Here is a 24765-nt window from a genome sequence, read left to right as displayed (position 1 = left end):
TCGCTCCTCATGAGAATCTGTTTCATCGTCAGGCGCCTTCGCCCGAGATCTGCTTTCACCATAGGCTCGTCACGTGCCGTTCGTGTTTCGTTCAAGTAACGATGCGTGAGTTCCTCGGGGTCGACGCCGGAGGCACCTCGACCCGTGCCGTCCTGGTCGACGTGGAGGGGCGCTGCCTCGGCTACGGGCGCGCGGCCGGCGGCAACCCGACCTCCGCAGGATCCGATCCCGCCGCTGCCGCGGTCGGCGACGCCGTCGCGCAGGCGCTCACGGCGGCCGACGGCGATCCGGCGTCCGTCGAGCAGGTCCTCGTCGCGCACGCCGGGGGCCACGCCGACTACCAGCCGGGCATCGAGCGGCGTCTCGGGGCGCTCGGCGTCGCCGCGGGCGTCTCCCGCGCGGGCGACCTGCTCGCGCTCTTCGCCTCCGGCACGCCGGAGACCGAGGGCGCGGCGCTGATCAGCGGCACCGGGGCGATCGGCGGCGCGATCCGGGACGGCCGGCTCGTCCGCACCGTCGACGGGACGGGCTGGCTGCTGGGCGATTCCGGGTCGGGCTTCTGGATCGGGCACCTCGCCGCGCGGGCCGTGGTCGACGACCTCGACGGCGGCCCGGCGACCGCGCTGACCCCGGCGATCCTGCGCCGGCTGGATCTGCAGGAGCGGCCGGGGACGCGGGACAGCCGCCCGATCGTGCTCTCCGAGCTCATCCACCGGCTCTACGCGCTGCGACCCGTGCAGCTGTCGATGTTCGCGCCGCTCGTGTTCGAGCTGAGCGGCCGCGATCCGATCGCCGACGGGATCCTGCGCGGCGCGGTCGACGCGCTCACCAGGCTGCTGCACCGCGTCAGGACCGAGCAGCCGTCCGGGCCACTCGTCTTCGGCGGCAGCGTCCTCGTGCAGGGCGTGCTCAGCCTGCCCGCCGACCTCGTCGCGCCGCTCCTCGGCGCCGCGGGCGGCAGGACGCCCGCGACGGTCGACGACGGCCTGGTCGGCGCAGCGGTGCTCGCGCTCCGGACCGGCGGCGTGGAGGTCACCGCGGACCGGTTCGACCGGCTGCGAGCCGGGATCGGCGAGGCCGCGGCGGCGTTCGCAGGCCGGCAGGCGCGGGCGTGAGCACGATCCGCGCACCGCGCTTCGCGGACACTGCCGGCGTCTACCGCGTCTGCTTCGAGACCGGCTTCACCCCTGAGCGGATCGCGGAGGGGCGGCCCTCCCCTGAGCTGCTCGGTCAGGTCTGGGCCGGCCCGTACCTCGCGTTCGCGCCCGAGTGGTGCCGGGTCGTCGTCGACACGCACGGGGTCGCCGGCTACCTGCTCGGGGTCCCGTCGACCGGGGCCTTCGAGCGGTGGGCGGCGACGTCCTGGTGGCCCCCGCTCCGGGCCGAGCACCGGATCGACGACCCCGCCCTCTCCCCCGCCGACCGGGAGACCGCGGCGCTCCTCGTCACGCCGCCCGCCTCCCCTCCTGCCCTGCTCGGGGCGTTCCCCGCGCACCTGCACATCGACTTCCTCGACCGCCTCCGGGGCCGGGGCTTCGCCCGGACCCTCATCGACGACCTGGTCGAGCGGCTGCGGTCGGCGGGCGTGCCGGGGGTGCACCTCGGCGTCGGCAGGGACAACACGAACGCGATCGGGCTCTACACGCACCTCGGCTTCGCGGAGCTGCAGCGCGACGACGGCACGGTCTGGATGGGGCGCCCCACCACGAGCTGAGCCCTCCGCACCTGGCCCTGTTCATTTTGAAGGGGTTTCTGCGGCCCTCCGGGCGGCAGAAACCCCTTCGAAATGCACCAGCTCGTTCGCGTTTCTTATTGGTTCCTCCGCCTCCGGTGCCGAATCTCGGACCCGGTGCGAGGCCGCGCGCGGCCCGCCGCGAGCCCGCAGGCTGAGGAGGACGGGATGCAGGGAGCCGCAGCGGTCAGCGCACGGGCGCTTCGCAAGGTGTACGGGAGCGGAGGCGCCGAGGTCGAGGCGCTCCGCGGCGTGACGGTCGACATCGAGCCGCGCCGCATGACCGCGATCATGGGGCCGAGCGGCTCCGGCAAGTCCACGCTGATGCACCTGCTCGCGGGGCTCGACACCCCGACCTCCGGTCAGGTGCTCTACGACGACCTCGACATCACCCGCCTCGACGACCGCCGCCTCACCGCGCTCCGGCGGCAGGAGGTCGGCTTCGTGTTCCAGGCGTTCAACCTCGTTCCCACGCTGACGGTGCTCGAGAACGTGCTGCTCCCGTTCGAGCTCGGTGGCACGAAGCCCTCGCGGGAGCACCACGCCTGGATCCTCGAGCGTGCCGTCGATCTCGGCATCGGGCGGCTGCTCGACCGGCGCCCGCACCAGCTGTCCGGCGGCCAGCAGCAGCGCGTCGCGATCCTCCGCGCGCTCGCGATCCGACCGCGGCTGATCTTCGCCGACGAGCCCACGGGCAACCTCGACTCCCGGAGCGGACGGGAGGTGCTCACGCTGCTCGAGCGCGCCACGCGCGAGCACGATCAGGCCGTGGTGCTCGTGACACACGACCCCGGCGCCGCCGCGCACGCGGATCGGGTGCTCTTCATCTCGGACGGCGCGGTGGTGCACGACGTCGGGCGCACGGACGCCTCGACGCTGTCGGAGATGGTGCTCGCGCTGGCGGCCGCCCGATGATCAGGCTGAGCCTGCGCGAGCTTCGCGCAGCTCCTGGTCAGCACATCGCGACCCTCATCGTCACGACGATCGGCGCGATCTTCGCGACGATCGTGATCGAGACCGACCGGGTGCTCGGCAGCCAGTCGGCCGCGGGCGGGTTCCTCGCGCACGGCTTCGTGCGGCTCCTCCTGGACGTGCTGGGCTCGGTGTTCCTGTTCGTGGCGATCTTCGTCTCCTGCATCGTCATCGCGAACACCTTCGGCATCGTCATGGCTGCGCGGTCCAGGCGCATCGCCCTGCTGCGGCTGCTCGGGGCGGAGGGCCGCGTGCTGCGGCGCGGGGTTGCGGTCGAGGGCGTCGTGGTGGGCGCCGTCGGCGGCGTGCTCGGCACGGCCATCGGGCTGGCCGTCGTCGCGGCGCTCGTCGGCGTCCTGACCGCCGCGGGCACGTTCGTCCCGGCCCCCTCGCCGCTCATGACCCCGCTGCTCGTCGCGCCGACGTTGATCGCCGTCGTCGCCACGGCCGGCGCGGCCTGGTTCGGCTCGCGGCGGGTGTCCACGACGACGCCCCTCGAGGCGACGGGGGCCGGGCAGGAGGCGTCGATCGCCGAGCTGCGTCGCAGGAGCCCGCGGGCACTGGTCGGCAGCTGCGTGGGGATCGGTCTCGCGCTGCTGGTCGCGGGCGTCGCGATCGGCGCTCGCACGCCCTTCGGGCTGTTCGTCGCCGCGCCGGGCGGCGCGCTCAGCTTCCTCGGCTTCGTGCTCGGATCGAGCACCTTCCTCCCGCCGATCCTCCGCCTGACCGGGCGGCTGTTCGGCGGCTCGGCGGCCGCGGTGCTCGCCCGCGGCAACGCCCTCCGGCACCCGGAGCGGAGTGCCAGGTCCGCCGTCAGCCTCGTGATCGGGGTCACCCTGGTCACGATGTTCTCGGTGGCGGCGGCCTGCTTCGGCACGCAGGCGGGTGCGGTGGCCGCGACCGCCGGACCGCAGGCCGCCGCGAGTGACACGGCGTTCGTGACACTCGTGCTCGGGGTGCTGGGCGTGCTCATCGGCTTCTCGCTCGCGATCGCCGCCGTCGGCCTGGTCAACAGCCTCTCGCTCAGCGTGCTCCAGCGTCGGCGCGAGATCGGGCTGCTGCGGGCCGTCGGACTCGACCGGTCCCGCGTCCGCACGATGGTGCTGCTGGAGAGCCTGCAGCTGACCCTGACCGGCGCGGTCTGCGGGCTGGTGCTCGGTGTCCTGTACGGCTGGGCGGCGGCGCTGACCGCCCTGTCCTCCGACGGGCACATCGGCGGGTACTTCCCTCCGACGGTGCCGGTGCAGCTCGTCGTCGGCGTGGTGGTCGCGAGCGGGGTGCTCGCGGTGGTCGCCTCGGTCGTGCCGACCCGCCGGGCGAATGCCGTGTCACCGGTGGTGGCGCTCGCGGTCGAGTAGCCCGCTCGGTTCATTTCGAAGGGGTTTCTGCGGCCCTCCGCGCGGCAGAAACCCCTTCAAAATGCACCGGGAAGCGGGACGTCGAGCCGGCCGTGCGCCGCGAGCCACGCCACGGCCTCGTGGGCGGCGGCGAGCGAGGTCCAGCGGGGCGCGTAGCCCAGGTGCTCGCGGGCCGCGGCGATGGAGGCGGACGGGCTGCGGCTGATGTGCTCGAGCGTTGTCGCGGCGTGCTCCTCGGTGGTCGTGCCCGCGAACGCGTCGAGCGGAACCAGCTCGAGGTCCGCCGCCCTCCCCCACCACGCGGCGGCCGCCTCGGCGTAGCCGCGCAGGGTGACCGCGCGCTCCGAGACGACGTGGAACGCGCGACCGGCGGCGGCCTCCTGCCGCTCGAGCGCGAGCTGGAACGCCTGCGCGACGTCGTCGGCGTGCACGTGGTGCAGGGTCTCGAGGCCCAGGTTCGGCAGGGCGAGCCGCTCCCCCGCCGCGAGCCCGCGCCAGACCTCCGGGTCCAGGTTGCCGGTCGGGTTGATCACGCCCCAGCCGGGCCCGCTGATGTGCCCGGGATGCAGCATCGTCGAACGGACACCGTCGGGACGCTCGGCCTCGTCGAGGATCAGCGCCTCGATCGCGGCCTTCCCGAGCCCGTACTCGCCCCACGTCGCCCGCGCCTCGTGCTCGAGCACCGGGACCTCGGTGGCGCTGCCGTGCACCCAGACCGACCCGCAGACGGCGAGGAACGCGCCGGAGCCCCGGAGGGAGGCGAGCAGCTTCCGCGCCGAGTCCGGCGAGAAGCAGACCATGTCGACGACCGCGTCCGGTTCCAGCGCCGCGATCCGCGGACCGAACCTGCCCGCCGCGTCCTCCGCGTCGCGGTCGGCTACGACGGTGGTGACGCGGGCCCACGCCGGGTCCTCCCGGTACGGCGCGCGGTGGCCCCTGCTGATCGCGACGACCTCGTGCCCGGCCTCGACGAGACGCGGCACGAGGTAGCCGCCGACATGACCCGTGGCTCCGATGACGACGACGCGCATCCGGGCATCCTGCCCCGCCGCCCTGGGCGCGGACCGACTCGGACGGCCGTGAACCCGCCGTCGACGCTGTACTGGGCGCATGATGGCCTCACCACGCGAGGAGGCGGCCGTGCCGAGTGCAGGAGACCAGCCCGGTTGGATGCCCGACCCGGAGCGGCCCGGCATGCTGCGCTGGTGGAACGGCCTCGGCTGGTCCGACGCGAGGCGGGCACCCGACGAGGTCACCGATCGCGCGCGGCGGGCGGTCGCGGAGGCACGTCGCAGCAGCACCGTCTCCGCGCGCGAGGTGGCGCGCACGACGGCACAGCGCGCCGAGCAGGGCATCGCCCAGCGCCTCGCCACGACGGCAGCGAACACGACCGGACAGCGCGTCCCCGGTGCGCGGGCGCCGCGGCGCCCGACCGAGGCCGCGCCGCTCGGCGCAGCGGCGGGAGCGGCCGCGGCGAACCCGCTCGCCATGGCGTCGATCGTGCTCGGCGTGCTCGGCCTGATCCTCGGCGCATACGGGCTGATCTCGCTGGCCGGCCTGCTCGTCTCCGTCCGGGGGCTGGCCCGCAGCCGCCGGCTCGCGCAGGACGGCTCCCATCGGACCGGGCTCGCCCAGTCGCTGCTCGGCCTCGCGGTGTCCGGGATCGGATTCCTGATCCGCCTCCCGAGCCTGATCGATCTCGTGCACCAGGTCGTGACGCAGCTCCAGTCCTGACGCCTCATCACGGGACCCACGAGGAGTTCGTGGCGCGCGCGGGGCGAAGTGGGGGAAGGTGGACCCATGCGCGCCGTCGTCGTCGGGTACGCCCGAACCCCGTTCGTGAAGTTCTCGGGCGTGTTCGCCCAGCTGCCCGCCACCGCGCTCGGTGCGCACGCGATCACCGCGGCGCTCGGGCGCGCCGGGGTGGCACCGGAGGAGGTCGACCGCGTCGTCGGCGGTCAGGTGCTGCAGGCGGGCGCGGGTCAGAACCCCGCGCGGCAGTCCGCGGTCGGGGCCGGGATCCCGCTCACGGTGCCGGCGATCACGCTCAACGCCGTGTGCCTCTCCGGGCTCGAGGCGGTGGCGGAGGGCGCCAGGATGATCGCGGACGGCCGGGCGCGGATCGTCGTCGCGGTCGGCCAGGAGTCGATGTCGCTCGCCCCGCACGCCTGGCCGGGCTCACGGCTCGGCCACCGCTACGGGTCGGTCGAGTTCCTCGACACCATGGAGCACGACGGGCTGACGGACGCGTTCGAGCACCGCAGCATGGGCGCCTCCACCGAGGACCGCAACGCCGCGAACCACGTGACGCGGGAGGAGCAGGACGCGTGGGCGGCCGAGTCCCACCGGCGGCTGGAGGCGGGAGGCGCCTACCTCGCGGGCGAGATCGCCCCGCTCACCACGCCGGGCCGGCGCGGCACCACGGTGTCCGCCGATGACGGCCTCCGGCCGGGCACCACCGCCGAGACGCTCGCCGCGCTTCGCCCGGCGTTCAGCCCGGAGGGCGGGATCACGGCGGGCAACTCGAGCCAGATCACCGACGGCGCCGCGGCCGTGGTGCTGATGGACGAGGACCTCGCTCGCAGCCGGAGCGCGCAGCCGCTCGCCCGCATCGTCGCGTCGGCGATGGTCGCCGGCCCGGACGTCTCGCTGCACGCCCAGCCGGCCAACGCGGCCCGCAAGGCGCTCGAGCTCGCGGGTCGCGACGTCGCCGAGCTGCAGGTCGTCGAGATCAACGAGGCGTTCGCGAGCGTCGCCGTGGTCTCCACCCGGCTGCTCGGGGTCGACCCGCTGATCGTCAACGTGCACGGCGGCGCGATCGCGCTCGGGCACCCGATCGGCGCCTCCGGTGCCCGGATCGCCGGTCACGTGGCGCGCCAGGTCGCGGAGCTCGGCCCGGGCTCGCTCGGCGTCGCCGCGATCTGCGGCGGCGGCGGTCAGGGCGCCGCGGTGCTGCTGGAGTCGGTGGAGGGGTGAGCCGCCTGCCCCTCGAGCGCCGCCTCGAGGCGCTCGACCTTCCCGGTCAGCTCACCCGTGTGCCCGGGGCGGATGTCCGCCTTCAGGACCAGGGAGACGCGCGGCCCGAACGCGCCGACGGCCTCCGTCGCGCGCCGCACGACGTCCATCACCTCGTCCCACTCCCCCTCGAGCTCCGTGAACATCGAGCCGGTGCGGTTCGGGAGACCCGACTCCCGCACGATCCGCACGGCCGCGGCGACCGCGTCGTGCACCGAGCCGTCGGGCTGGTCGCCGCCGGACGGCGCGACCGAGAAGGCGATGAGCATCGCCCCAGCGTGCCACCAGGCACCGGGAAGGAGGCAGCATGACCGACCTCACCGCGGCGCACGCCGTCGTGACCGGTGGGGCGAGCGGCATCGGCGCCGCGATCGCCCGGGCGCTGGCCGCTGCGGGCGCCCACGTGGTCGTCGCGGACCTCGACGGCGAGGCCGCCGCGGCGGTTGCGGATCCGATCGGTGGCGAGGTCTGGCAGGTGGATCTGTCGAAGCCCGCGGAGCTCGACACCCTGCGGCTCACCGCGGACATCCTCGTGAACAACGCGGGCGTGCAGACGGTCAGCCCGGTCGAGGAGTTCGACCCCGCGCGCTGGCGCTTCATCGTCGACCTCATGCTCGTCGCGCCCTTCCAGCTCGCCCGCGCCGCGCTCCCCGGCATGTACGAGCGCGGCTGGGGCCGCGTGATCAACGTGAGCAGCGTCCACGGGCTCCGGGCGAGCCCCTACAAGTCGGCCTACGTCGCCGCGAAGCACGGCCTGGAAGGGCTCTCCAAGACGATCGCGCTCGAGGGTGGCGGCAAGGGCGTCACGAGCAACTGCGTCAACCCCTCGTACGTCCGCACGCCGCTCGTGGAGCGGCAGATCGCCGACCAGGCGCGCGTGCACGGCATCCCGGAGGACCGCGTGGTCGAGGAGATCATGCTCACCGAGGCGGCCGTGAAGCGCCTCGTGGAGCCGGAGGAGGTGGCGGACCTCGTGCTCTGGCTCACCGGCGACACGGCCGCGATGGTCAACGGCGCCTCCTACACGATGGACGGCGGCTGGACCGCGAAATGACGCCACCCCTCCCGCTGGTCGAGGTGCGAGCGCAGCGAGCCTCGAGACCACCCCGCACCCCGGCTTCGGTCGCGCGATGATCCGCGACCGCACCGTCCCCGTCGACGGGGGCGAGCTGCGCCTCGGGGAGTACGGCCCGGAGGACGGCCCGGTCGTCCTCGCGATCCACGGGATCACCGCGTCCAGCCGCACCTGGCCCGCGCTCGCCCGCCTCGTCCCGGAGGCGCGCATCGTCGCTCCGGACCTCCGGGGCCGCGCGCGCAGCGCCGGTCTCCCCGGGCCGTTCGGCCTGCGGCAGCACGCGATCGACCTGCGCCGCGTGCTCGACGACCTCGCGCAGGCGGAGGTGGTCGTGGTCGGCCACTCGATGGGCGCGTACGTCGCGCTGCTGCTCGCGGCGCGCGAGCCCGAGCGCGTGCGGGAGGTGGTGCTCATCGACGGGGGCCTCCCGCTCGCCGTGCCGCCCGGCGTGGATCTGGACGCGCTGCTCGCGCTCCCTCCTGAGGCGCTGCTCGGGCCGGCCTGGACGCGGCTGACGCGGACGTTCGCCTCCCGGGAGGACTACGCCCGGTTCTGGCAGGCGCACCCCGCGTTCGCCGGGGCCTGGAACGACGACGTCGCCGCCTACGCCGACTACGACCTCGATCCGGTCGAGGGGGCCTCCCGGCCCTCCGCGAACCCGGAGGCGGTGGCAGCGGACCAGAAGGAGCTGTTCGGTCACGACTGGTACCTGGCCGCGCTGCGGACCGTGCGGCAGCCGGCCACGGTCCTCCGCTCGCCGCTGGGGCTGCAGGCCGAGCCGCCCGGGCTCTACGCGCCCGGAGTGCTGCAGACCTGGACCTCCGACGTGCCGCAGCTGGACGTCGTCGAGGTGCCCGACGTGAACCACCACACGATCGTTATGGGCCGCCCCGGCGCCGACCGGGTCGCCGACACGGTCCGCACCGCCGTGACGCGCCTGCCCTGATCCGGCCCCTTCCAGGACCAGGGAGGAGCTGACTGCCGCCCAGCGAGCGGCGCGCGAAGCCCGGGTACCATCGCCCGGCGGCCGAGATCCGGCCGCGTCCGACGCGGCCCAGGCGACGCGCGTTCCGCGCGACCCGGCCCGTCACTCCCGTCCGCTGCTGCTCTCGGAGGTCCCGCATGCCCACCACCGTCCCCGCCCTGCTCACGGACGCCGCCGGCGCCGCCTTCCACCGCGGCACGGTCGAGCGTCGCGATCTCGGCCCGCACGACGTCGCGATCGACATCGCGTTCGCCGGGATCTGCCACTCCGACATCCACCAGGCGCGGGAGGAGTGGGGCGGCGCGATCTTCCCGATGGTGCCCGGTCACGAGATCGCCGGCACCGTCAGCGCGGTCGGCTCCGAGGTGGAGCGGTACGCCGTCGGCGACCGGGTGGGCGTCGGCTGCTTCGTCGACTCGTGCCGCGAGTGCGAGTACTGCCTCGCGGGCGAGGAGCAGTTCTGCCTGAAGGGCAACGTCGGGACCTACAACGCCCGCGGCTACGACGGCGAGGTCACCTACGGCGGCTACAGCACCGCTGTCGTCGTGGACGAGCGCTACGTCCTCCGGATCCCGGACGGGATCGAGCTGGATGTCGCCGCGCCGCTGCTCTGCGCCGGCATCACGACCTACAGCCCGCTGCGGCACTGGGGCGCGGGACCCGGCAAGCGCGTCGCCGTGGTCGGGCTCGGCGGCCTCGGGCACATGGCCGTGCAGCTCGCGCACGCCATGGGCGCGGAGGTGACGGTGATCTCCCGTACGCGCTCGAAGGAGGAGGACGGCCGCCGCCTCGGCGCCGACCACTACGTAGCCACGAGCGAGGAGGGGGCGCTGAAGGCGCTGCGCAACACTTTCGACCTGATCATCAACACGGTCTCGGCGGACGTCGACATCGATCGGCTCGCCCGCACGCTCCGTGTCGGCGGCAGTCTCGTCTACGTCGGCGCGCCGAGCGAGCGGCAGTCCTTCGCGGTGTTCTCGCTGATCGGCGGCCGGCGCAGCGTCGCGGGCTCGAACATCGGCGGGATCCGCGAGACGCAGGAGATGCTCGACTTCTGCGGCGAGCACGGCATCGGCGCGGTCGTCGAGCGGATCGGCGCCGACGACGTGACCGCGGCCTACGACCGGGTCGTCGACGGCGGCGCGCGCTACCGCTACGTGATCGACACGGCGACGATCCCCGCCTGACCGACCGGCGGGCCCGGGGTGCTCTCGACGCAGTCTCGAGATCACTCCGAGCCGCGCGTCCGTCCGCCGCCTGACCGCGCACCCGGGAAACGGGGGCAACATGGTGGTGTGCCGACAACCGATCCGCTGACGGGGACCACCGCCCTCGTCACCGGCGGGTCCCGCGGCATCGGCCGGGAGATCGCCCTGCGGCTCGCCGCTGCGGGTCATCACGTCGTGCTCACGTACCGGAGGGACGCGGAGGCCGCCGCCGCGGTCGTCGCGCGGATCGTGGCCGACGGGGGCTCGGCTCGCGCGGCCCACCTGGAGCTCGAGGACGCGGACGGCATCGACGGCCTGTTCGCAGGGCTCGCCGACGGGCCTCCGCTCGCCGTGCTCGTCGCGAACGCCGCCGCGAGCGCGTTCAAGCCGCTCGAGTCGCTCTCGGCGGCGAACCTCGAACGGTCCTGGGCCACGAACACGCGCTCGTTCGTGCTGCTCGCGCAGCGTGCGGCGCCCGCCATGCGGCGGCTCGGCACGGGGCGGATCGTGGCGGTCACGAGCTACGGCAGCCACCGGGTGCTCCCCCGCTACGGCGCGATCGGTGCCGACAAGGCCGCGATCGAGTCCTGGGTTCGGCACATGGCGGCCGAGCTCGGCCCGGACGGGATCACCGTCAACGCGGTCAACGGCGGGGTGTTCGACACGGACTCCTCCCGCACCTACTACTCGAGCCCGGGGGTGGCGGGAGCGGACGCCGTCGTCCGCCGCGTGCCCCTCCGGCGGCTCGGTGAACCCGGGGAGGCGGCAGCCGCGGTCGCGTTCCTCTGCTCGGCCGACGCGGCGTACATCACCGGGCACGTGCTCGTCGTCGACGGCGGTCTGACCGTCGTCGCGCCGCCGTTCCCGAGCGACCTGGAGGAAGAAGGAGCCGACGCATGAGCCTGATCGACGGGACCACCACCGACGACCGCAACACCGACTACGACCCCACCGCGTTCAAGCAGGTGTTCGAGACGTCGTTCACCTACGCCGCCGCGGTCGAGCGCAACACCCATCGCTACGCGAACCGCACGGCGATCGTCGACGGCCCGACCGGCCGCAGCTGGACCTACGCGGAGCTCGGCGCCGTCACCGGCGGCCTGGTCGCCGGGCTCGCCGCGCGCGGCGTCGGCACCGGCGACATCGTCGCGTACCAGCTGATGAACCGGCCCGAGTTCGCGTTCCTCTACGTCGCCGCGCAGGGCCTCCGCGCGGTGTCGTCGCCCATGAACTTCCGGCTCGCGCCCGCGGAGACCGGCCACATCCTCCGGACCGCGCGCCCCGCGGTGTTCGTCTACGAGGGCGCGAGCAGCAAGGACGTCCGTACCGCGATCTCCCTCGCCGGGTTCACCCCGCCGACGCTCGCGTACGTGGGCGAGGACGCGGATCCGCTGCCCGGCGCCGTGCCGTTCGCGGAGCTGGTGCAGGAGGGGGCGCCGAGCTTCCGCGCCCCGGCCGGCGCCACCGTCTGGGACGAGACGTCCCGGCTCTACACCTCCGGGACCACCGGCATGCCGAAGGCTGTGCCGCTGACGAGCCTCAACGAGGTGCTCACCGCGCACGACGTGATCATGCAGTTCCCGCTCGGGCCGAGCGATCGCACGATGAACATGTCGCCGTGGTTCCACCGCGGCGGCAACTACTGCGCCGGCCCGAACACCGCGTTCTACGTCGGCGCGCAGGTCGTCACCCTGCCCCAGTTCGACGCCGGCACGGTGCTCGACGCGGTCGAGCACGACGGGCTCACCTACGTGATCGGCGCGCCCACGAACCTCGAGCGGCTCGCGGAGGCGCAGGAGGCGCGGCCGCGCGACCTCTCCAGCCTGTCCGGCATCGTGACGATGGGCGCTCCGCTCGAGCGGGCCGCCGCCCTCCGGTACCAGCGGGTGCTCACGCCGCGCATCGCGAACGGGTACGGCACGACCGAGGCGTTCTGGAACACCTACCTGCGCCCCGAGGATCTGCCGGACGCCGCGGGTGCCGCCGGCCGTGCGTGCATCGACGACGACGTCGCCGTGGTCAACGTGTACGCCGACCGCGTCGCGGACCCGGACGACACGGTCGCGAAGGACGGCACCGCGATCGGCGAGGTCATCATGCGGAGCGTGAAGAGCGGCTACGCGTACATGCACAACCCGGAGGAGCAGGCGAAGAAGTTCCACGACGGCTGGCTGTACCCGGGCGACCTCGCCACGTGGGACGGCGACGAGATCGTCACGGTGATCGGCCGGAAGGACGACATGGTGATCACCGGCGGCGAGAACGTGCACCCCGTGCAGGTGGAGGAGGTGCTCGCCGGCCACGCCGACGTCGCCGACTCGATCGTCACCGGCCTGCCCGACCCGGAGTGGGGCGAGGTCGTGGTCGCGTACGTGCTCCCCCGGCCCGGGCGGCTCACGGATCCGGCGGCCGCCGCGGCGGAGCTCGACCGGTTCTGCGTCGAGAGCGTCTCCCTCGCGCGCTTCAAGCGCCCGCGCCTGTACCGCTTCGTCGAGGAGCTGCCCTACACGGCGACGGGCAAGAAGCAGCACTTCGTGCTGAAGGAGCAGGCCGTCCAGGACGCGGAGGCCGGCCGCTTCCACCGCCCCTGACCCGGAGCACGACAGGACCCTCGACCGAGCACGACAGCAGGAACAACCGAGCACGTCAGCAGGATCCACGCACTTCGGCAGGAGTATTTCGCCGATCCGTTCCTGCTGAAGCGCGTGCGTCCTGCTGTCGTGCTCAGGCTGTCGTGCTCAGGAGGGGCGCACCCCGCGCCCGGACCGAAGGGCGCCGACCCCGCGGGCTGCGGCTCGCGGGATCAGCGCCCTTCGTGCTCGCGGAGGTCGCAGGCGCGGCCGATGATCATGGCGACGGCGACGCTCACCGCGACCCACACCGCGGTCAGCGCGCCACCCAGCTCCGCCAGCTTCTCCACGGACCCGAGTGAACACCGCGGCCGCGGCGGCCGGACGCGGCGAAGCGCACTGCGACCTGAACGCCGCGTGGCGGTGATCCGGAGGCGCCGTTCACCTGGATGCCCGACGATCGCCCCATGTCGATGGCCGAACCCCTCATGCCGCACCCCGAAGAGCTGAACACGGCCCTCGACGAGCACCCCGACGCGCCCGTCCAGGAGGAGCACGGCGAGCCCGCCGAGGCGAACGAGACCCTGACGAGCGCCGGTGAGGCCGCTGCCGAGCGCGACGAGGACACCGACCCGCTTCCCTGAGACGCGCCCGCGTCAGCCGCCGACCTCGCGGAGCCGCCGGGTGAGGAACGCGCGCTCCGGCTCGGTCCGCACGAGCGCGAGCGCGGCGCGGTAGGCGGCCGCGGCCTCGGTGGACCGCCCGGCCCTCCGGAGGAGGTCGGCGCGCGCCGCCGGCAGCGACGACCCCAGCGGTCCCGCCTCCATCCCGTCGAGGAGCGCGAGGCCGGCGGCCGGCCCCTCCCCCATCCCCACCGCCACGGCGTGCGCGAGCGCGAGGTGGGGTGAGGCGCTGAAGGTCATCAGCACCGCGTACTCGCGCGCGATCGCGGCCCGGTCGACCGCGCCGGTGCGGAGCGACCGCGCGTGGGCGGCGGCGATCCGCGCCTGCCCGAGGTACCAGCCGGCGCCCGTGGCGAGCCGTTCGGCGCGCTCGAGCGCCGCCTCCCCCGCCGCGATCGACGACACGGACCAGCGCGACCGGTCCTGCTCGTCGAGCGGGACGAGCGACCCGTCGGCCGCGGTGCGCGCCGCCCGCCGCGAGTCCTGGAAGCGCTCGAGCGCGAGCAGGGCGTGCACCGCAGGCTCGTCGGGCAGCAGCGCCGCGAGCACCCCGGTCAGGCGGATCGCCTCCCCCGACAGCTCCGGGCGCACGACCGCGCCGCCGCCGCTCGGGGCGTACCCCTCGGTGAAGAGGAGGTAGAGCACGGCCAGCACCCCGTCGAGCCGCTCGGGCAGCGCCGCGCCGCTCGGCACGCGGTACGGGATGCCCGCGCGCTGGATCTTCTGCCGCGCCCGCACGAGCCGCTTCGCGGTCGCGGCCTCGCTCGAGCCGAGGGCCCGCCCGATCTCCTCCACGGTCAGCCCGCACAGGGTCCTGAGGGTCAGCGCCACCCGCGCCTCGAGCGCGAGCGCGGGGTGGCAGCAGGTGAAGATGAGCCGGAGGCGGTCGTCCGGCACGTCGTCGGGTTCGCGCTCGTCCACCTCCACCCCTCCCTCCGCCGCCTTCGCGAGCACCGACCGCGCGGTCGCGCTGCGCCGCACGCGGTCGAGCGCCCGGTTGCGCGCGACCGTCGTCAGCCACGCGCCGGGGTTGCGCGGCACCCCGTCCCGCCGCCAGGGCGACGCGGCGGGGGCGAACGCCTCCTGCGTGGCGTCCTCCGCGAGCGCCCAGTCGCCGGTGGTGCGGACGAGGGAGGCGACGATGCGCCCCCACTCGTCCGCGAATGTGCGGGCGAGCGTCTCCGCCGGATCGCTCACCCGACGACCGGCCGCACCTCGATCGCGCCGATGATCGCGGTGGGATGCGTTCCGGCGAGCTCGAGCGCCTCGTCGAGGTCCGCGGCGCGCACGAGGTCGATGCCGGCGATCTGCTCCCCGAGCTCCGCGAACGGCCCGCGGCTCACGAGCACCTCGCCCTGCCTCGACCGGACGGTCGCGGCCGCGGCGTCCTCGTCCCGGAGGCGGGCGCCGCCGAGCGTGACGCCCTCGTCCTCGACCCTCCGCACCCAGTCGGTCGGGTCGAGGCTGCGCGACGCGAGCCGCGCGTACAGCGCGGGGTCGGGCACGTGGAGGAACAGGTAGTCCTGCCCGTCCGTGCGCGTCGGCGGAGCCGGCTCCTCCCTGGGCGCGACGAAGTCCTCCCACACCTCCCGCACCTCGAGCGCGCCGATCCGCGCGACCGGGTGCCGCCCTGCGTACTCGACGGCGGTCTCGAGGTCCGGCGCCTCGAGCAGGTCGTAGCCGGCGATGACCTCCTTCGTCTCCACGAACGGGCCGTCGCTGAGCAGCACCTGCCCCTCGCGGACCCGGACGGTGGTGGCCGTGCCGGGCTCCTCGACGGGGGCGCCCTGCACGCGCAGCCCGCGCCGGCTGCCCTCGTCGACCCAGGGGGTGACGTCCTCGATCTCGGTGGTGGCAGCGAGCTCGGGGTCGACCCGGACCAGCATCACGTACTGCATGACTCCTCCTCGTACCGCTTCGACGTGCGGTTCGCAAGGACGACGAACGAGATCGCCTCGCGAGGACACCCTGCACCGAACCGGCTCCGCGACCCGCGCCGTCGGTTCCGGCAGCGTTCGTCGGTTCCAGCAGCCGGATCCGCCGATCGGGGCTGCCGGAGGCGACCGGTGCTGCCGGAGGCGACGGACGCGGGCGTCGGCCACCCCGTCGAACCCGTTGCGGTACGGGCCTCCGGCGTGGGACGGTGCTGCGGATCGACCGTCGGCGACAGGAGGTGAGCCCGAATGACCCCAGCATCCGTGGCGGCTTCCCAGCCCACGATCGCGCGACTGCCGTAGTCGCCGGGAGCGCCGAGACCCTCGTCGCGAAAGGCGCCTCCCATGAGCGCAGCACTCCCCTCCCCCTCCCCGATCCGCCGCGCCCTCGTCCTGGGTGGGGGCGGCGCCGTCGGCAACGCCTGGCTGCTCGGCGTGCTCGCCGGCCTGCTCGACGCCGGCCTGGACGTCACCGACGCGGATCTCACCGTCGGCACCTCCGCCGGTGCCACGGCCGCCGTGCAGCTCGGCACCCTGCCGCTGCCGGACCTGTTCGCCGCCGCCACGACCCCGCCGCCCGCGCAGCAGCACCGGCCGAGCGGCGGTGTGCCGGCCCTGCTCGAGCGCACGGGGCGCCTCATCGCCACCTCCGCGGACGCCGACGAGATGCGGCGGCGGATCGGGGCGGCGTTCCTCGAGCTCGACGCGACCGGCGCTGCCAGCGCCCGCTGGCGGGCAACGGTCGCCGCGCGCCTGGTCGGTGCCGACTGGCCGGAGCGGCGGGTGCTGCTCACCGCCGTCGACGCCCGCGCGGGCGAGGGCGTCGTGTTCGAGCGGGGGTCCGGCGTCGACGTGGTGGACGCGGTCGCGGCGAGCACCGCGGGCGCCTCCGCCTACCGGATCGGCGACCGGGCGTTCATCGACGGCGGGTATCGCCGCAACGAGAACGCGGACCTCGCGGCCGGCGCGGACCGCGTGCTCGTCCTCTCCCCGCTCGGCGGACGCACCCGGCATCCGCTCGCGTGGCGGATGCAGCTCGACGCGCAGGTGGAGGACCTGCGGGCGGCCGGCAGCCGCGTCGAGACGGTGCTCCCCGACGAGGCGGCACTCGCCGTGTTCGGCGACGGGATGATGGACGTCGCGCGCCGGCCACCGGCCGCCCGGGCCGGGTTCACGCAGGGTCGGGCGCTGGCGGACCGGCTCGGCCCGTTCTGGTCGTGATCAGTCGGCCGCTGCCGCGTCGTCCGCCGCCAGCACGATCCGCCGCGCCTCCGAGAACGCGGAGGTGAACCCCCGCTCCGGTTCGTCGAGGAGCAGCAGGGTCGTCACCGCGTGCACGCGGGCTCCGAAGGTCCCGCCCGCCGCGACGCGCTCGAGCTCGGCCCGCGCCCCCTCCCCGAGGGCGAGGAGCGCCCGGGTCAGGCTGCGCCGGGTCTCCGCGTCCCGCCGTCCGAGCTCGGAGGCGAGTGCTGCGGCGAGTGCGGGCTGCTCCTCCGGACCGGTCAGGGCGACGGCGGCGCGCCAGGCCGCCTTCGCGACCTCGTCCTCCTCGTCGTGCAGCAGCGCCGCGGTCACGGCCGGCGCGGCGCTCCGGTCGCCGATCTTCGAGAGCGTGTGCAGCGACTGGCTCCTGGCCTGCGGGAAGGGCGAGGAGAGCTCGTCGACGAGCCGCGGCACGGCGCGGTCGGCGGGGAGGCGGGTCAGGGCCCAGGTGAGCATGTCGCGCACGAAGAAGTCCGGCTCGATGCCCGACCGCTCGACGAGGACCTCGACCGACTCCGGGTCCGGGCTGATCCCGGCGGCGAGGGCGGCCTGGAGCCGCGCGGACGGGTTCGGATGCGCGAGCCTCGTTCGCAGCTCCTCGACGCTCTCCGCCATGCGTTCCATGGAAGCACGGACGGGGCGGACGGTCCGCGCTCGACGGTGTCCCGGGGGCTTCTTGCCCCGCTCCCGTAGGATCGCCCGCGCTCGGTCGGGGAGCTCGGAGGTGCGTCGATGGGGGCACCGCAGGAGCTGATCGCCGGCCGCTACCGGCTGCAGCGGCGCCTCGCCGCCGGCGGCATGGGTGTCGTCTGGGAGGCCACGGACGAGCTCCTCCGCCGCCCCGTCGCGGTCAAGCAGCTGCGCACCCAGCCCGGCGTCACCGAGGAGGAGGCGGACCTCGCGAAGCAGCGGGCGATGCGCGAGGCGCGGATCACGGCCCGCCTCCATCACCCCCACGCGGTCCCGGTCTTCGACTCGGTCGAGCACGACGGCGAGCCGTGCCTCGTCATGCAGTACGTGCCCTCCGAACCGCTGTCGGCCCGCATCAAGCGCCGGGGGCCGCTCCCGAGCGGCGAGGTCGCGCGGATCGGCGCGGAGGTGGCCGGCGCCCTCGCCGCGGCGCACGCGCTCGGGATCGTGCACCGGGACGTGAAGCCCGGGAACATCCTCATCGCCGACGAGGACGGCGCAGCGATGCTGAGCGACTTCGGCATCTCCCACGCCCTCGGCGACGCCTCGCTCACCTCCACCGGCTTCATGCACGGCACCCCCGCCTACCTGGCACCGGAGGTGGCGCGCGGCGAGGAGTCGACGTTCGCCTCCGATGTCTTCTCCCTCGGTTCGACGCTCTACGCCGCGTCGGAGGGCAGGGCGCCGTTCGGCGAGGAGCCGAACTCGATCGCCGTCCTCCACCGCGTGGCCGTCGGCGGCTTCCAGGCACCCACCGACAGCGGGCCGCTCGGGCCGCTGCTGCTGCGGATGATGCGATCCGATCCGGAGGCGCGCCCCACCATGCGCGAGGTCGCGCGCCGCCTCGCCGCGCTGCAGGAGGAGCTCGGCGAGGATCTGGTGCCGACCCTGCCGGTCCCCGCCGAGGCGGACTCCGACGGCGCGGACCCCGACCCCGACCAGCCGACGGCGTGGGTGCCGGTCGAGCGCGACGACCCGTCGACGCTCGTGGCCGCCCCCGTCGAGGCGGATGGGACCGTCGCGGCCGCGATGTCCGCGGTTCCCGCAGAAGCGGCGGAGGCACCACCCGTGGATGCGGCGCGGACCGACGCGGAGCCGAGGGAATCGGAGGCGACCGCCACCGACCCGGTCCAGGCGCCCGTCACCGAGCGAGCGGCCGTCCCTCCGGTCGGCCCGCCCCCGATGGACGCCGCTGCGGCCGGAGTGCCGCCGGAGCCGAACCGGCGCAGCCGTCGCCGTGCCGTCGTCGTCGCCGTGACCGTCGTCGTCGTGCTGCTCGCGGTGCTCGCCCTCGGCCTGGTGCTCACCTTGCTTCCGGGGTCCCCGACCGCGGTCGCACGCACATCGTCGCCCCCGACGAAGAGCGTGACGACCCCCTCCCCCGCTCCGACGCCGTCCTCGACCCCGAGCGCGACGCCCACGCCGTCCTCGACGCCCACTTCCACGCCGACGAGCTCGCCGAGCGCGACGCCGACCTCGAAGCCCGCGCCCGCGGAGACGCCGGCGGCGACGATCGAGCACTACTACACCCTCGTCCCGCGGAACACGGCGGCGGCGTGGCCGCTCATGACCGCCGCCTACCAGTCCGGGCACGCAGGCGGCCGGGCGTCCTACGACGCGTTCTGGGCGCAGGTCCGTTCGGTCACCGCCACGAACGTGCGGCGGATCGCCGACGACCGGGTCGAGGCCACGCTCACCTACCGGCGCGACAGCGGCGTGAGCGTCGAGAACACGGTGTTCCGCTTGGTCCGCGAAGGCGGCGTCTGGAAGATCGCCGACTCCGCCGTCGTCGGCTGAGCCCAGCGCTTCAGCCGAGCGGGTGCGCTCCGAGCTGCTCGAGCACGAGCGCCGCGAGCTCCGCGGGCCGCTCCTCCGGGATCCAGTGCGAGGCGCCCGTGAGGACCTCGAAGCGGTACGGCGCGCACACGAAGTCCCCGGCGAGCTCCGCGGCCTGGCGCCCGATCGCCGAGTCCCGATCGCTCCACACGAACAGCGTGGGCACGCGGACGCGACCCGCGGTGAGCTGCCCCCGGAGGCGGATCGCGCGGTACCAGTTCAGCATCGGCCGGGCCGTGGCCGGGTTCGAGAGCAGCCGGACCGCCGCGTCGAGGTCGGGCATGCGGGTGCCGCCGAGCAGGCGCCGGGCGAGCGCCCCACCGCGGGCCCGGAGGAGTCGTTCTGGGACCGCGGGGAGCTGGAAGAAGCCCATGTACCAGGACCGCAGCGCCTGCCGGCCGAGCAGCGCCCGCTGCAGCGCGGCGGGATGCGGGACCGAGACCGCGGACAGCGACGCGACCCGCTCCGGGTGTCGGCCGGCGAGGGTCCACGCCACCGCAGCACCCCAGTCGTGCCCGAGCACATGGAACCGCTCCGCGCCTGCGGCGTCCGCGAGGGCGAGCACGTCATTGACGAGCGACGTCATGCCGTAGGACCGCACGCCGAGCGGCCGTGCGCCCGCCGAGTAGCCCCGCTGGTCGGGCGCGAGCACCCGATACCCCGCCGCGGTCAGCAGCGGCGTCACCGCCGCCCAGCTGCTCGACGTCTGCGGGAACCCGTGCAGCGCGATCACGACCGGCCCGTCGACCGGCCCCGAATCCTGCACGGTGAAGGTCAGCACCTCGGACGTGAAGTGCGTGAGCCGCCCGGGGTCCGTCATGCGTTGCGCTCGATCCGGCGTGCGGGAGCAGCATCCATGCTCGGAGCGTAGAGGGCGCGCATCAGCAGCAGACGTGACGCCCAGTGCGGTTCGAGCCGATCGCTCAGAAGCAGCCAACGAGTTACGTTGCCACTTCAAGTCAAGGGCGCGCCCCACGGGCGCACCACCTTGCGGCGACCTCGCTCGGTGCGGTCACGTCAGGTAGGCGGACCGGGGCTGGTTTCCGTTGAGCTGACGAGCCGCAATGGCTACCTCAACCTCGTCAATCCCATCGAGCCCAACGGCTCCTAAGAATTCGACACCAGCAAGGTCCCCGTCGGCGTTGATAGCGCCAAATCGACCAATGACCTCCATCTCACTGACGGACAATCGCCCGGCGACTGAGAACCAGCGACCCTGATCTAATTCAGGCGCTCTACGTGCCGCTACCACCTCAACTCGTTCGCCCCGTGGCGAAGTTCTGGTGTCATCCGAGGTCGCGGGCGACGAGTCGGACGTGACGAACAGCTGCCAATTTCCGACAATTTCCTTCATCGCCTCATCCATAAATGCGCGCGTCAACCCACCCCATTGGAACTGCACCCCAAGGGTGACGCGCATGAGGTCGCCCAGGAGGCGGGTGTAACGAATCTTTGCACTGCTGACCATGTCTCGATTGGCGAGATCGAGCGGCAAGGCCACGGGACGATTGGTCTTCGCGTGAAAAACGGCCGTCCTTACTCTCCCATACAGGTCGTCGAAGACGTCCTGTATGGGATCCGGGTCCTGGCCCGGCGCGTATGCGTGCAAGTCAATCGAGCCCGACAGAACCGATAGGGCGCGTTTCAACCAGGCGCCTTCGCCTTCTGAAGGCCGGCCGTCGGGCCTCAACTGAACGGGAACGAGGGCGCTAAGTGCAGACTCGATACCTAAGTAGACATTACGGAAAGCATCAAAGAGATCGTCGGTTTCCTCGGACATCCGAAAGTAGCGCAAGCTTTCGTGCCAGTCCTGGCTTGACAGAGCCGCGGGACTCCCGGCTCTGAGCGTTCCTGTGGTCGTCCATGCCGACCACAGGCGAAGAACGGTCTTCGCCTCTTCGTGCCACCAGACGACGTGCTCTTCAATCGGGTCGCTCACTACGCCCCCTCGGTAACCTCGAGAAGCGACGATGTCGCAAGCCTTGTTAAGGCGCTCGAATGATTCCGTCACCAGCGGTCCAGCGCTGTTACCACTAAGGCCGCTCAGGATGACGGCTCTCGAGCCGACAACGAACGTGACCTCGCCACCCGCTTCAAATTTCACGGAGGTTGTGATCACACTGGGAGATCTAAGAAATAACACGGCACCCGAACCGGAAAGTTCGCCAAGTGGGCGACCATCAAATGAAGCCATGAGTTGACCGTAGCTTGAGTCCCTCGTGCCGGACCTGCGCCCGTGCGGGGGATGCGTTAACGACTTGCGCCGTCCGGCCGCGTCACGTATCCCGCGACGCCACCCACATGGTGTGTTCGCGTGAGATCGCTTCCTCGGCATCAACCACATACTTGGACCAGTCCGTCTCCGCGTGAACCAGTCGTCCCTGCGCCAACACGTCTGCCAATTCGTTCGCAGTGACGCTGTAGGCGCTTGCGAGGGTCCCGTACTGCCGCATCTCGGACCATGCCGCGATAGCCGCGATGAACGCGCCCGTCACGCCAAGAGTGTCGACGTCAATCATCCCTGTTGCCTTGAGGATCGCGCCAATGAGGCCAGCCGCTTCAAGAACTAGCATGACCGTGGCCCACAGGCGCACGCGACGCTTATTGAACATCGCTTTGCGGCTGTACCACTCGCGCTGACCCTCAATGCGCTCCGTCAGGTACGCATCTTGACGACGTTCCAGATTGCCGTGGCGGAGTTCGAGCATGGCTTGCGTAACTTCCCCACGTCCCTGAGGCGCGGGAACTACAACGATGCTTGCGACTTTCGCCCGGACTTCACTCAGCCTGCTCAGGAAGACACGAATGGCCTCGTCGTCCGTCATCGAGGCGGGAAACGGGTCAGCGCAGACCGAAAAGCGCCACGCCACCGTCTTTGCAGACTCAGCCGCCGCCCTTCCTGCATACCAGTCCTTGTCCGGCCGGGCGCGCCAAAGATACCCGCGAAGAAGCGCAGCGCAGGCGAACGCGGCAGCAGCGACGATGCCCGCCCAGTCTGCACCGCCCTCCGCAAAGCGGATCGTTAGTCCCCCCGCCAGAGCCGCCACGACGAGCGTCGCCAGTTGGAGTCGCGTCCCGTTGACGTATCGCCGCTGGCCATCTAGCGAGACCTGATCTGAGGCCGCGTAAAAGTCGGAGAGTTCTGCCTCCAGCGGCACCTCAGGAACACGCCCTGTTGTAAGAGAATCGCTCGCGCGGGTTCTTGATCAGGTTCGCACTTGAGAAGCGACGGTCGTACGCCTCGTCGACAAGGGTACCGAGTTGGTAGGCGCTCGAAGGGTAGTTATAAAAGCCCGCATACCCAGACTCATAATTCAACTTAAAACGATTTGGAAGAGTTGCCTTCGTTGCATTCTTGTCGAGTATGAATCCGAGAAGCCCGTTCGGATACCCGTCCGCTGGCTGTCGCAGGGAGGCTTGCAACTCCCAATCCACGAACTTCCGCGCCCACGTGCACTTCCCCAGCAGCACGATGGTCACTGTCGAATCCTTTAGATACTTCGTTCTGATCTGCCTCATGACGTAGTCAGTGTCGTCCGAGTTGATCACGTCCTCATCAGAGCGAATGCCCCGCATAATGAACGAGTCATGCGTGTCATCAAACTTCGCGATGAAGTTCTCCACTTCTTCGCGATCCTCTTGGTGATAGGAGATGAAGCACTTGTGTCTGATGTTGGTCATGAAGGACTCCTCAGGTTCCGCAGCGCTTGGAGTCAACCATGGGGTTCGGACACTGACTGGGGGCGTACTAGCAACTTGTGCCGTTGCCGATGTCCGTCGGGCCGTCGTCACGCTGGAACCAGTCCGCGTGGTGCGCTTCGAGGAACGGCGCAGGCGTTCTGCAGCCCGGATATTGGCACCGACCGCCGGCCGCGACCATGAGCGCCTTGCGCTGGGCCGGGCTGAAGAGGCGGCGCGAGCGTCCGAAGTGCATGATCTCGCCGTCGACACCGGTCACGAGCAGGAGCGTGCCACCGGAGCACATGCGCCGCTCGATCACGGGGATCGGGAGCCCGGCGAGCACGCCCGGTGCCCAGCCCTGCCCGCGCTGCTCGAGCAGCTCCGCAGCCGTGATCGTGACGACGGTCTCGTGGGTGACCTCGGTCGCCACATCGGCCTGCTCCGCCTTCGTGCCGGCTTCCAGCGTCTCGAAGAGCGTGTCGTAGTCCTGCTGGGCGCGCGTCCGAGGATCGCCGTCGTCGGGTGCCTCCCCCTCGCGCCACTCGCCGCCGCTCGCCTCGGGGTCGTCCTCCGACCCCGGCTCGGTGCGCTCGAGGACGACGCCCCGGCGCCTCGACTGCAGCAGCTCGCGGAGGAACGCGAGGTGCTCGGGCGTGAGCACCAGGGAGGCGCGCGTGGTGCCGTCGCCGAGGGTGTCGTGGATCCGGAGGGAGCGGCGCCGGCGCTGCTCGTCGTGCCGTGGCTCCGCGCCGTCGGGATCGAGGATCTCCGCCCATGCCGCGGCGAGGTCGCTCATCTGCTCGGCGTCGTTCGACATCGCCGCGTCCGTGAGTTGCAGCACCATGCCGTCGAGGAGCTCGCGCCGCACACGGCGCCTGAGCGCACCCCAGGTGCGGATGATCACCCGCGCCGAGTCGATGCCGACCAGCCCGGCCTCGACCGCTTCGGCGAGCGGCGCGAAGCGACCGGGCACCTTCTGCCCGAGGAGCGTGATCGTCGGCGCCAGCGCCATGCCGAGACCGACGCGCCGCTTCGCCTCGGTGTGCCCGATCCTCGCGACGCGGCGGACCAGCTCGGCCCCGTCGCGGGCTCCGGAGCGGAACGACAGGCGCTCCTCGCCGAGCCGGGGGTTCGAGCGCAGCTCGACCTCCCGGGCCGCACCGAGCCGGAGGGCGTCGGTGATCCGGCCGAGCTCCTCGATCGCCGCGAGCTGGTCCAGGAGGTGGTCGTCGGTGAGGTCGTGGAAGGCCGGCCGCGCGGCGAGCGCAGCGGCGATCGCGGCGCTGATGGCGGCGGTGGCTTCCATGCGCAGACCCAACCACGGGCCTCCGACACCCGATCGTGGAAATCAACGCTTGAGCAGGACAAACGAGCCCGATTTGCGGCAAGTCGTTCCGCCCTGAGCGAACACCTCCGCGGCGGTCTCAGGCCACCATCGTGTCCGGCGGGACGACCATCACCGGCGACCGGCTGAGCAGCATGCTGCTGTGCGTGATCGGGCGGTGGTAGCCGGGCGGTTCGTCGTTCCGGCCGAGCACGAGGAGCATCGAGGTCCGTGCCTCCGCGACGAGCGCGTCGGCGGGCCGCTCCGTGCTCCGACGGCGCTCCACCCGGAGGGCCGGGTACCGCTCGGCCACGGGGGCCAGGGCGTGGTCCATCAGCTTCCGCTCCTCCGGGCCGACGGGTTCCGCGTGGCCGCCCGGGAAGATGCCGACGCTCACGCCGAACGTCGGCGGCGTCACGTGGACCGCGATCAGCGGCTG

General features: G+C 72.8%; 25 protein-coding genes. 14 read left to right on the top strand and 11 right to left on the bottom strand.

The genetic code is table 11. The annotated features are described in order from the left end of the window. Positions 1-101 precede the first annotated feature (101 nt). The 4 genes from ACTHLI_RS12600 to ACTHLI_RS12585 all read left to right on the top strand — a co-directional run bounded on the left by ACTHLI_RS12600 (position 102) and on the right by ACTHLI_RS12585 (position 4062). A complete protein-coding gene (locus ACTHLI_RS12600; RefSeq protein ID WP_440184159.1) occupies positions 102-1115 on the top strand; it encodes an N-acetylglucosamine kinase in 1014 nt (337 codons plus the stop codon). After that, positions 1112-1714, top strand: a complete 603-nt coding sequence (locus ACTHLI_RS12595; RefSeq protein ID WP_440184156.1) for a GNAT family N-acetyltransferase — start codon at positions 1112-1114, stop codon at positions 1712-1714. The genes ACTHLI_RS12600 and ACTHLI_RS12595 overlap by 4 nt, the downstream gene beginning before the upstream one ends. Positions 1715-1900: 186 nt before the next feature. Continuing rightward, a complete protein-coding gene (locus ACTHLI_RS12590) occupies positions 1901-2647 on the top strand; it encodes an ABC transporter ATP-binding protein (RefSeq protein ID WP_440184153.1) in 747 nt (248 codons plus the stop codon). After that, positions 2644-4062, top strand: coding sequence for an FtsX-like permease family protein (locus ACTHLI_RS12585; protein WP_440184151.1), 1419 nt, complete (start codon positions 2644-2646; stop codon positions 4060-4062). The genes ACTHLI_RS12590 and ACTHLI_RS12585 overlap by 4 nt, the downstream gene beginning before the upstream one ends. 56 nt (positions 4063-4118) lie before the next feature. On the opposite strand, the gene ACTHLI_RS12580 is transcribed toward ACTHLI_RS12585, so the two are convergent. After that, positions 4119-5093, bottom strand: coding sequence for an NAD-dependent epimerase/dehydratase family protein (locus ACTHLI_RS12580; RefSeq protein ID WP_440184148.1), 975 nt, complete (start codon positions 5091-5093; stop codon positions 4119-4121). A 109-nt stretch (positions 5094-5202) separates the two neighbouring features. Here ACTHLI_RS12580 and ACTHLI_RS12575 point away from each other — a divergent pair, with 109 nt between their 5' ends. Then, positions 5203-5796, top strand: a complete 594-nt coding sequence (locus ACTHLI_RS12575; RefSeq protein ID WP_440184145.1) for a DUF2510 domain-containing protein — start codon at positions 5203-5205, stop codon at positions 5794-5796. A 66-nt stretch (positions 5797-5862) separates the two neighbouring features. Further along, positions 5863-7038 carry an acetyl-CoA C-acyltransferase gene (locus ACTHLI_RS12570; RefSeq protein ID WP_440184142.1) on the top strand — a complete coding sequence of 392 codons (1176 nt, stop codon included), beginning with the start codon at positions 5863-5865 and terminating at the stop codon, positions 7036-7038. On the opposite strand, the gene ACTHLI_RS12565 is transcribed toward ACTHLI_RS12570, so the two are convergent. Beyond that, the gene (locus tag ACTHLI_RS12565) at positions 6999-7346 is read right to left on the bottom strand and encodes a thiamine-binding protein (protein ID WP_440184139.1); all 348 of its coding nucleotides are present in this window, start codon (positions 7344-7346) and stop codon (positions 6999-7001) included. The genes ACTHLI_RS12570 and ACTHLI_RS12565 overlap by 40 nt on opposite strands. 38 nt (positions 7347-7384) lie before the next feature. On the opposite strand from ACTHLI_RS12565, the gene ACTHLI_RS12560 reads away from it, so the two are divergent. The 6 genes from ACTHLI_RS12560 to ACTHLI_RS12535 all read left to right on the top strand — a co-directional run bounded on the left by ACTHLI_RS12560 (position 7385) and on the right by ACTHLI_RS12535 (position 13559). Then, positions 7385-8131, top strand: coding sequence for a 3-hydroxybutyrate dehydrogenase (locus tag ACTHLI_RS12560; RefSeq protein ID WP_440184136.1), 747 nt, complete (start codon positions 7385-7387; stop codon positions 8129-8131). A 76-nt stretch (positions 8132-8207) separates the two neighbouring features. After that, on the top strand, positions 8208-9098 hold the full coding sequence (locus tag ACTHLI_RS12555) for an alpha/beta hydrolase (RefSeq protein ID WP_440184133.1): 891 nt from the start codon (positions 8208-8210) through the stop codon (positions 9096-9098). A 176-nt stretch (positions 9099-9274) separates the two neighbouring features. Next, complete coding sequence (locus ACTHLI_RS12550) at positions 9275-10324, top strand: NAD(P)-dependent alcohol dehydrogenase (RefSeq protein ID WP_440184130.1); 1050 nt, start codon at positions 9275-9277, stop codon at positions 10322-10324. Between the two features lie 108 nt (positions 10325-10432). Next, entirely contained in the window at positions 10433-11245 is an 813-nt protein-coding gene (locus tag ACTHLI_RS12545; protein WP_440184128.1) for an SDR family oxidoreductase, read from the top strand. Next, positions 11242-12936 (top strand): class I adenylate-forming enzyme family protein, encoded by a 1695-nt coding sequence (locus tag ACTHLI_RS12540; protein WP_440184125.1) that lies wholly within the window; start codon positions 11242-11244, stop codon positions 12934-12936. The genes ACTHLI_RS12545 and ACTHLI_RS12540 overlap by 4 nt, the downstream gene beginning before the upstream one ends. A gap of 446 nt (positions 12937-13382) precedes the next feature. After that, the gene (locus ACTHLI_RS12535; RefSeq protein ID WP_440184123.1) at positions 13383-13559 is read left to right on the top strand and encodes a hypothetical protein; all 177 of its coding nucleotides are present in this window, start codon (positions 13383-13385) and stop codon (positions 13557-13559) included. A gap of 12 nt (positions 13560-13571) precedes the next feature. On the opposite strand, the gene ACTHLI_RS12530 is transcribed toward ACTHLI_RS12535, so the two are convergent. Further along, on the bottom strand, positions 13572-14795 hold the full coding sequence (locus ACTHLI_RS12530; RefSeq protein ID WP_440184120.1) for an RNA polymerase sigma factor: 1224 nt from the start codon (positions 14793-14795) through the stop codon (positions 13572-13574). Next, a complete protein-coding gene (locus tag ACTHLI_RS12525; RefSeq protein WP_440184118.1) occupies positions 14792-15496 on the bottom strand; it encodes a YciI family protein in 705 nt (234 codons plus the stop codon). The genes ACTHLI_RS12530 and ACTHLI_RS12525 overlap by 4 nt, the downstream gene beginning before the upstream one ends. A gap of 381 nt (positions 15497-15877) precedes the next feature. On the opposite strand from ACTHLI_RS12525, the gene ACTHLI_RS12520 reads away from it, so the two are divergent. After that, entirely contained in the window at positions 15878-16753 is an 876-nt protein-coding gene (locus ACTHLI_RS12520; RefSeq protein WP_440184116.1) for a patatin-like phospholipase family protein, read from the top strand. On the opposite strand, the gene ACTHLI_RS12515 is transcribed toward ACTHLI_RS12520, so the two are convergent. Then, positions 16754-17410, bottom strand: coding sequence for a HEAT repeat domain-containing protein (locus ACTHLI_RS12515; protein WP_440184113.1), 657 nt, complete (start codon positions 17408-17410; stop codon positions 16754-16756). A gap of 117 nt (positions 17411-17527) precedes the next feature. Here ACTHLI_RS12515 and ACTHLI_RS12510 point away from each other — a divergent pair, with 117 nt between their 5' ends. Further along, positions 17528-19282: a serine/threonine-protein kinase gene (locus ACTHLI_RS12510; protein ID WP_440184111.1), complete on the top strand. Its 1755-nt coding sequence runs from the start codon at positions 17528-17530 to the stop codon at positions 19280-19282. 10 nt (positions 19283-19292) lie between these two features. Here ACTHLI_RS12510 and ACTHLI_RS12505 read toward each other — a convergent pair whose 3' ends face one another. From ACTHLI_RS12505 to ACTHLI_RS12480, 6 genes are all read right to left on the bottom strand, one after another. Continuing rightward, positions 19293-20141 carry an alpha/beta fold hydrolase gene (locus tag ACTHLI_RS12505; RefSeq protein WP_440184108.1) on the bottom strand — a complete coding sequence of 283 codons (849 nt, stop codon included), beginning with the start codon at positions 20139-20141 and terminating at the stop codon, positions 19293-19295. A 192-nt stretch (positions 20142-20333) separates the two neighbouring features. Beyond that, positions 20334-21515, bottom strand: coding sequence for a hypothetical protein (locus ACTHLI_RS12500; protein ID WP_440184106.1), 1182 nt, complete (start codon positions 21513-21515; stop codon positions 20334-20336). Positions 21516-21597: 82 nt separating this feature from the next. Further along, on the bottom strand, positions 21598-22479 hold the full coding sequence (locus ACTHLI_RS12495) for a DUF4231 domain-containing protein (RefSeq protein WP_440184103.1): 882 nt from the start codon (positions 22477-22479) through the stop codon (positions 21598-21600). 1 nt (position 22480) lies between these two features. Continuing rightward, positions 22481-23002 carry a TIR domain-containing protein gene (locus tag ACTHLI_RS12490; RefSeq protein ID WP_440184100.1) on the bottom strand — a complete coding sequence of 174 codons (522 nt, stop codon included), beginning with the start codon at positions 23000-23002 and terminating at the stop codon, positions 22481-22483. A gap of 67 nt (positions 23003-23069) precedes the next feature. After that, positions 23070-24308: a DUF222 domain-containing protein gene (locus tag ACTHLI_RS12485; RefSeq protein ID WP_440184098.1), complete on the bottom strand. Its 1239-nt coding sequence runs from the start codon at positions 24306-24308 to the stop codon at positions 23070-23072. Between the two features lie 118 nt (positions 24309-24426). Beyond that, positions 24427-24765 (bottom strand): hypothetical protein (locus tag ACTHLI_RS12480; protein ID WP_440184095.1); only part of this gene is annotated, 339 nt, incomplete at its 5' end.

The sequence above is a fragment of the Amnibacterium sp. genome, assembly GCF_051956055.1.
Lineage (GTDB): Bacteria > Actinomycetota > Actinomycetes > Actinomycetales > Microbacteriaceae > Amnibacterium.
This window is presented reverse-complemented; position numbering and strand designations above follow the sequence as displayed.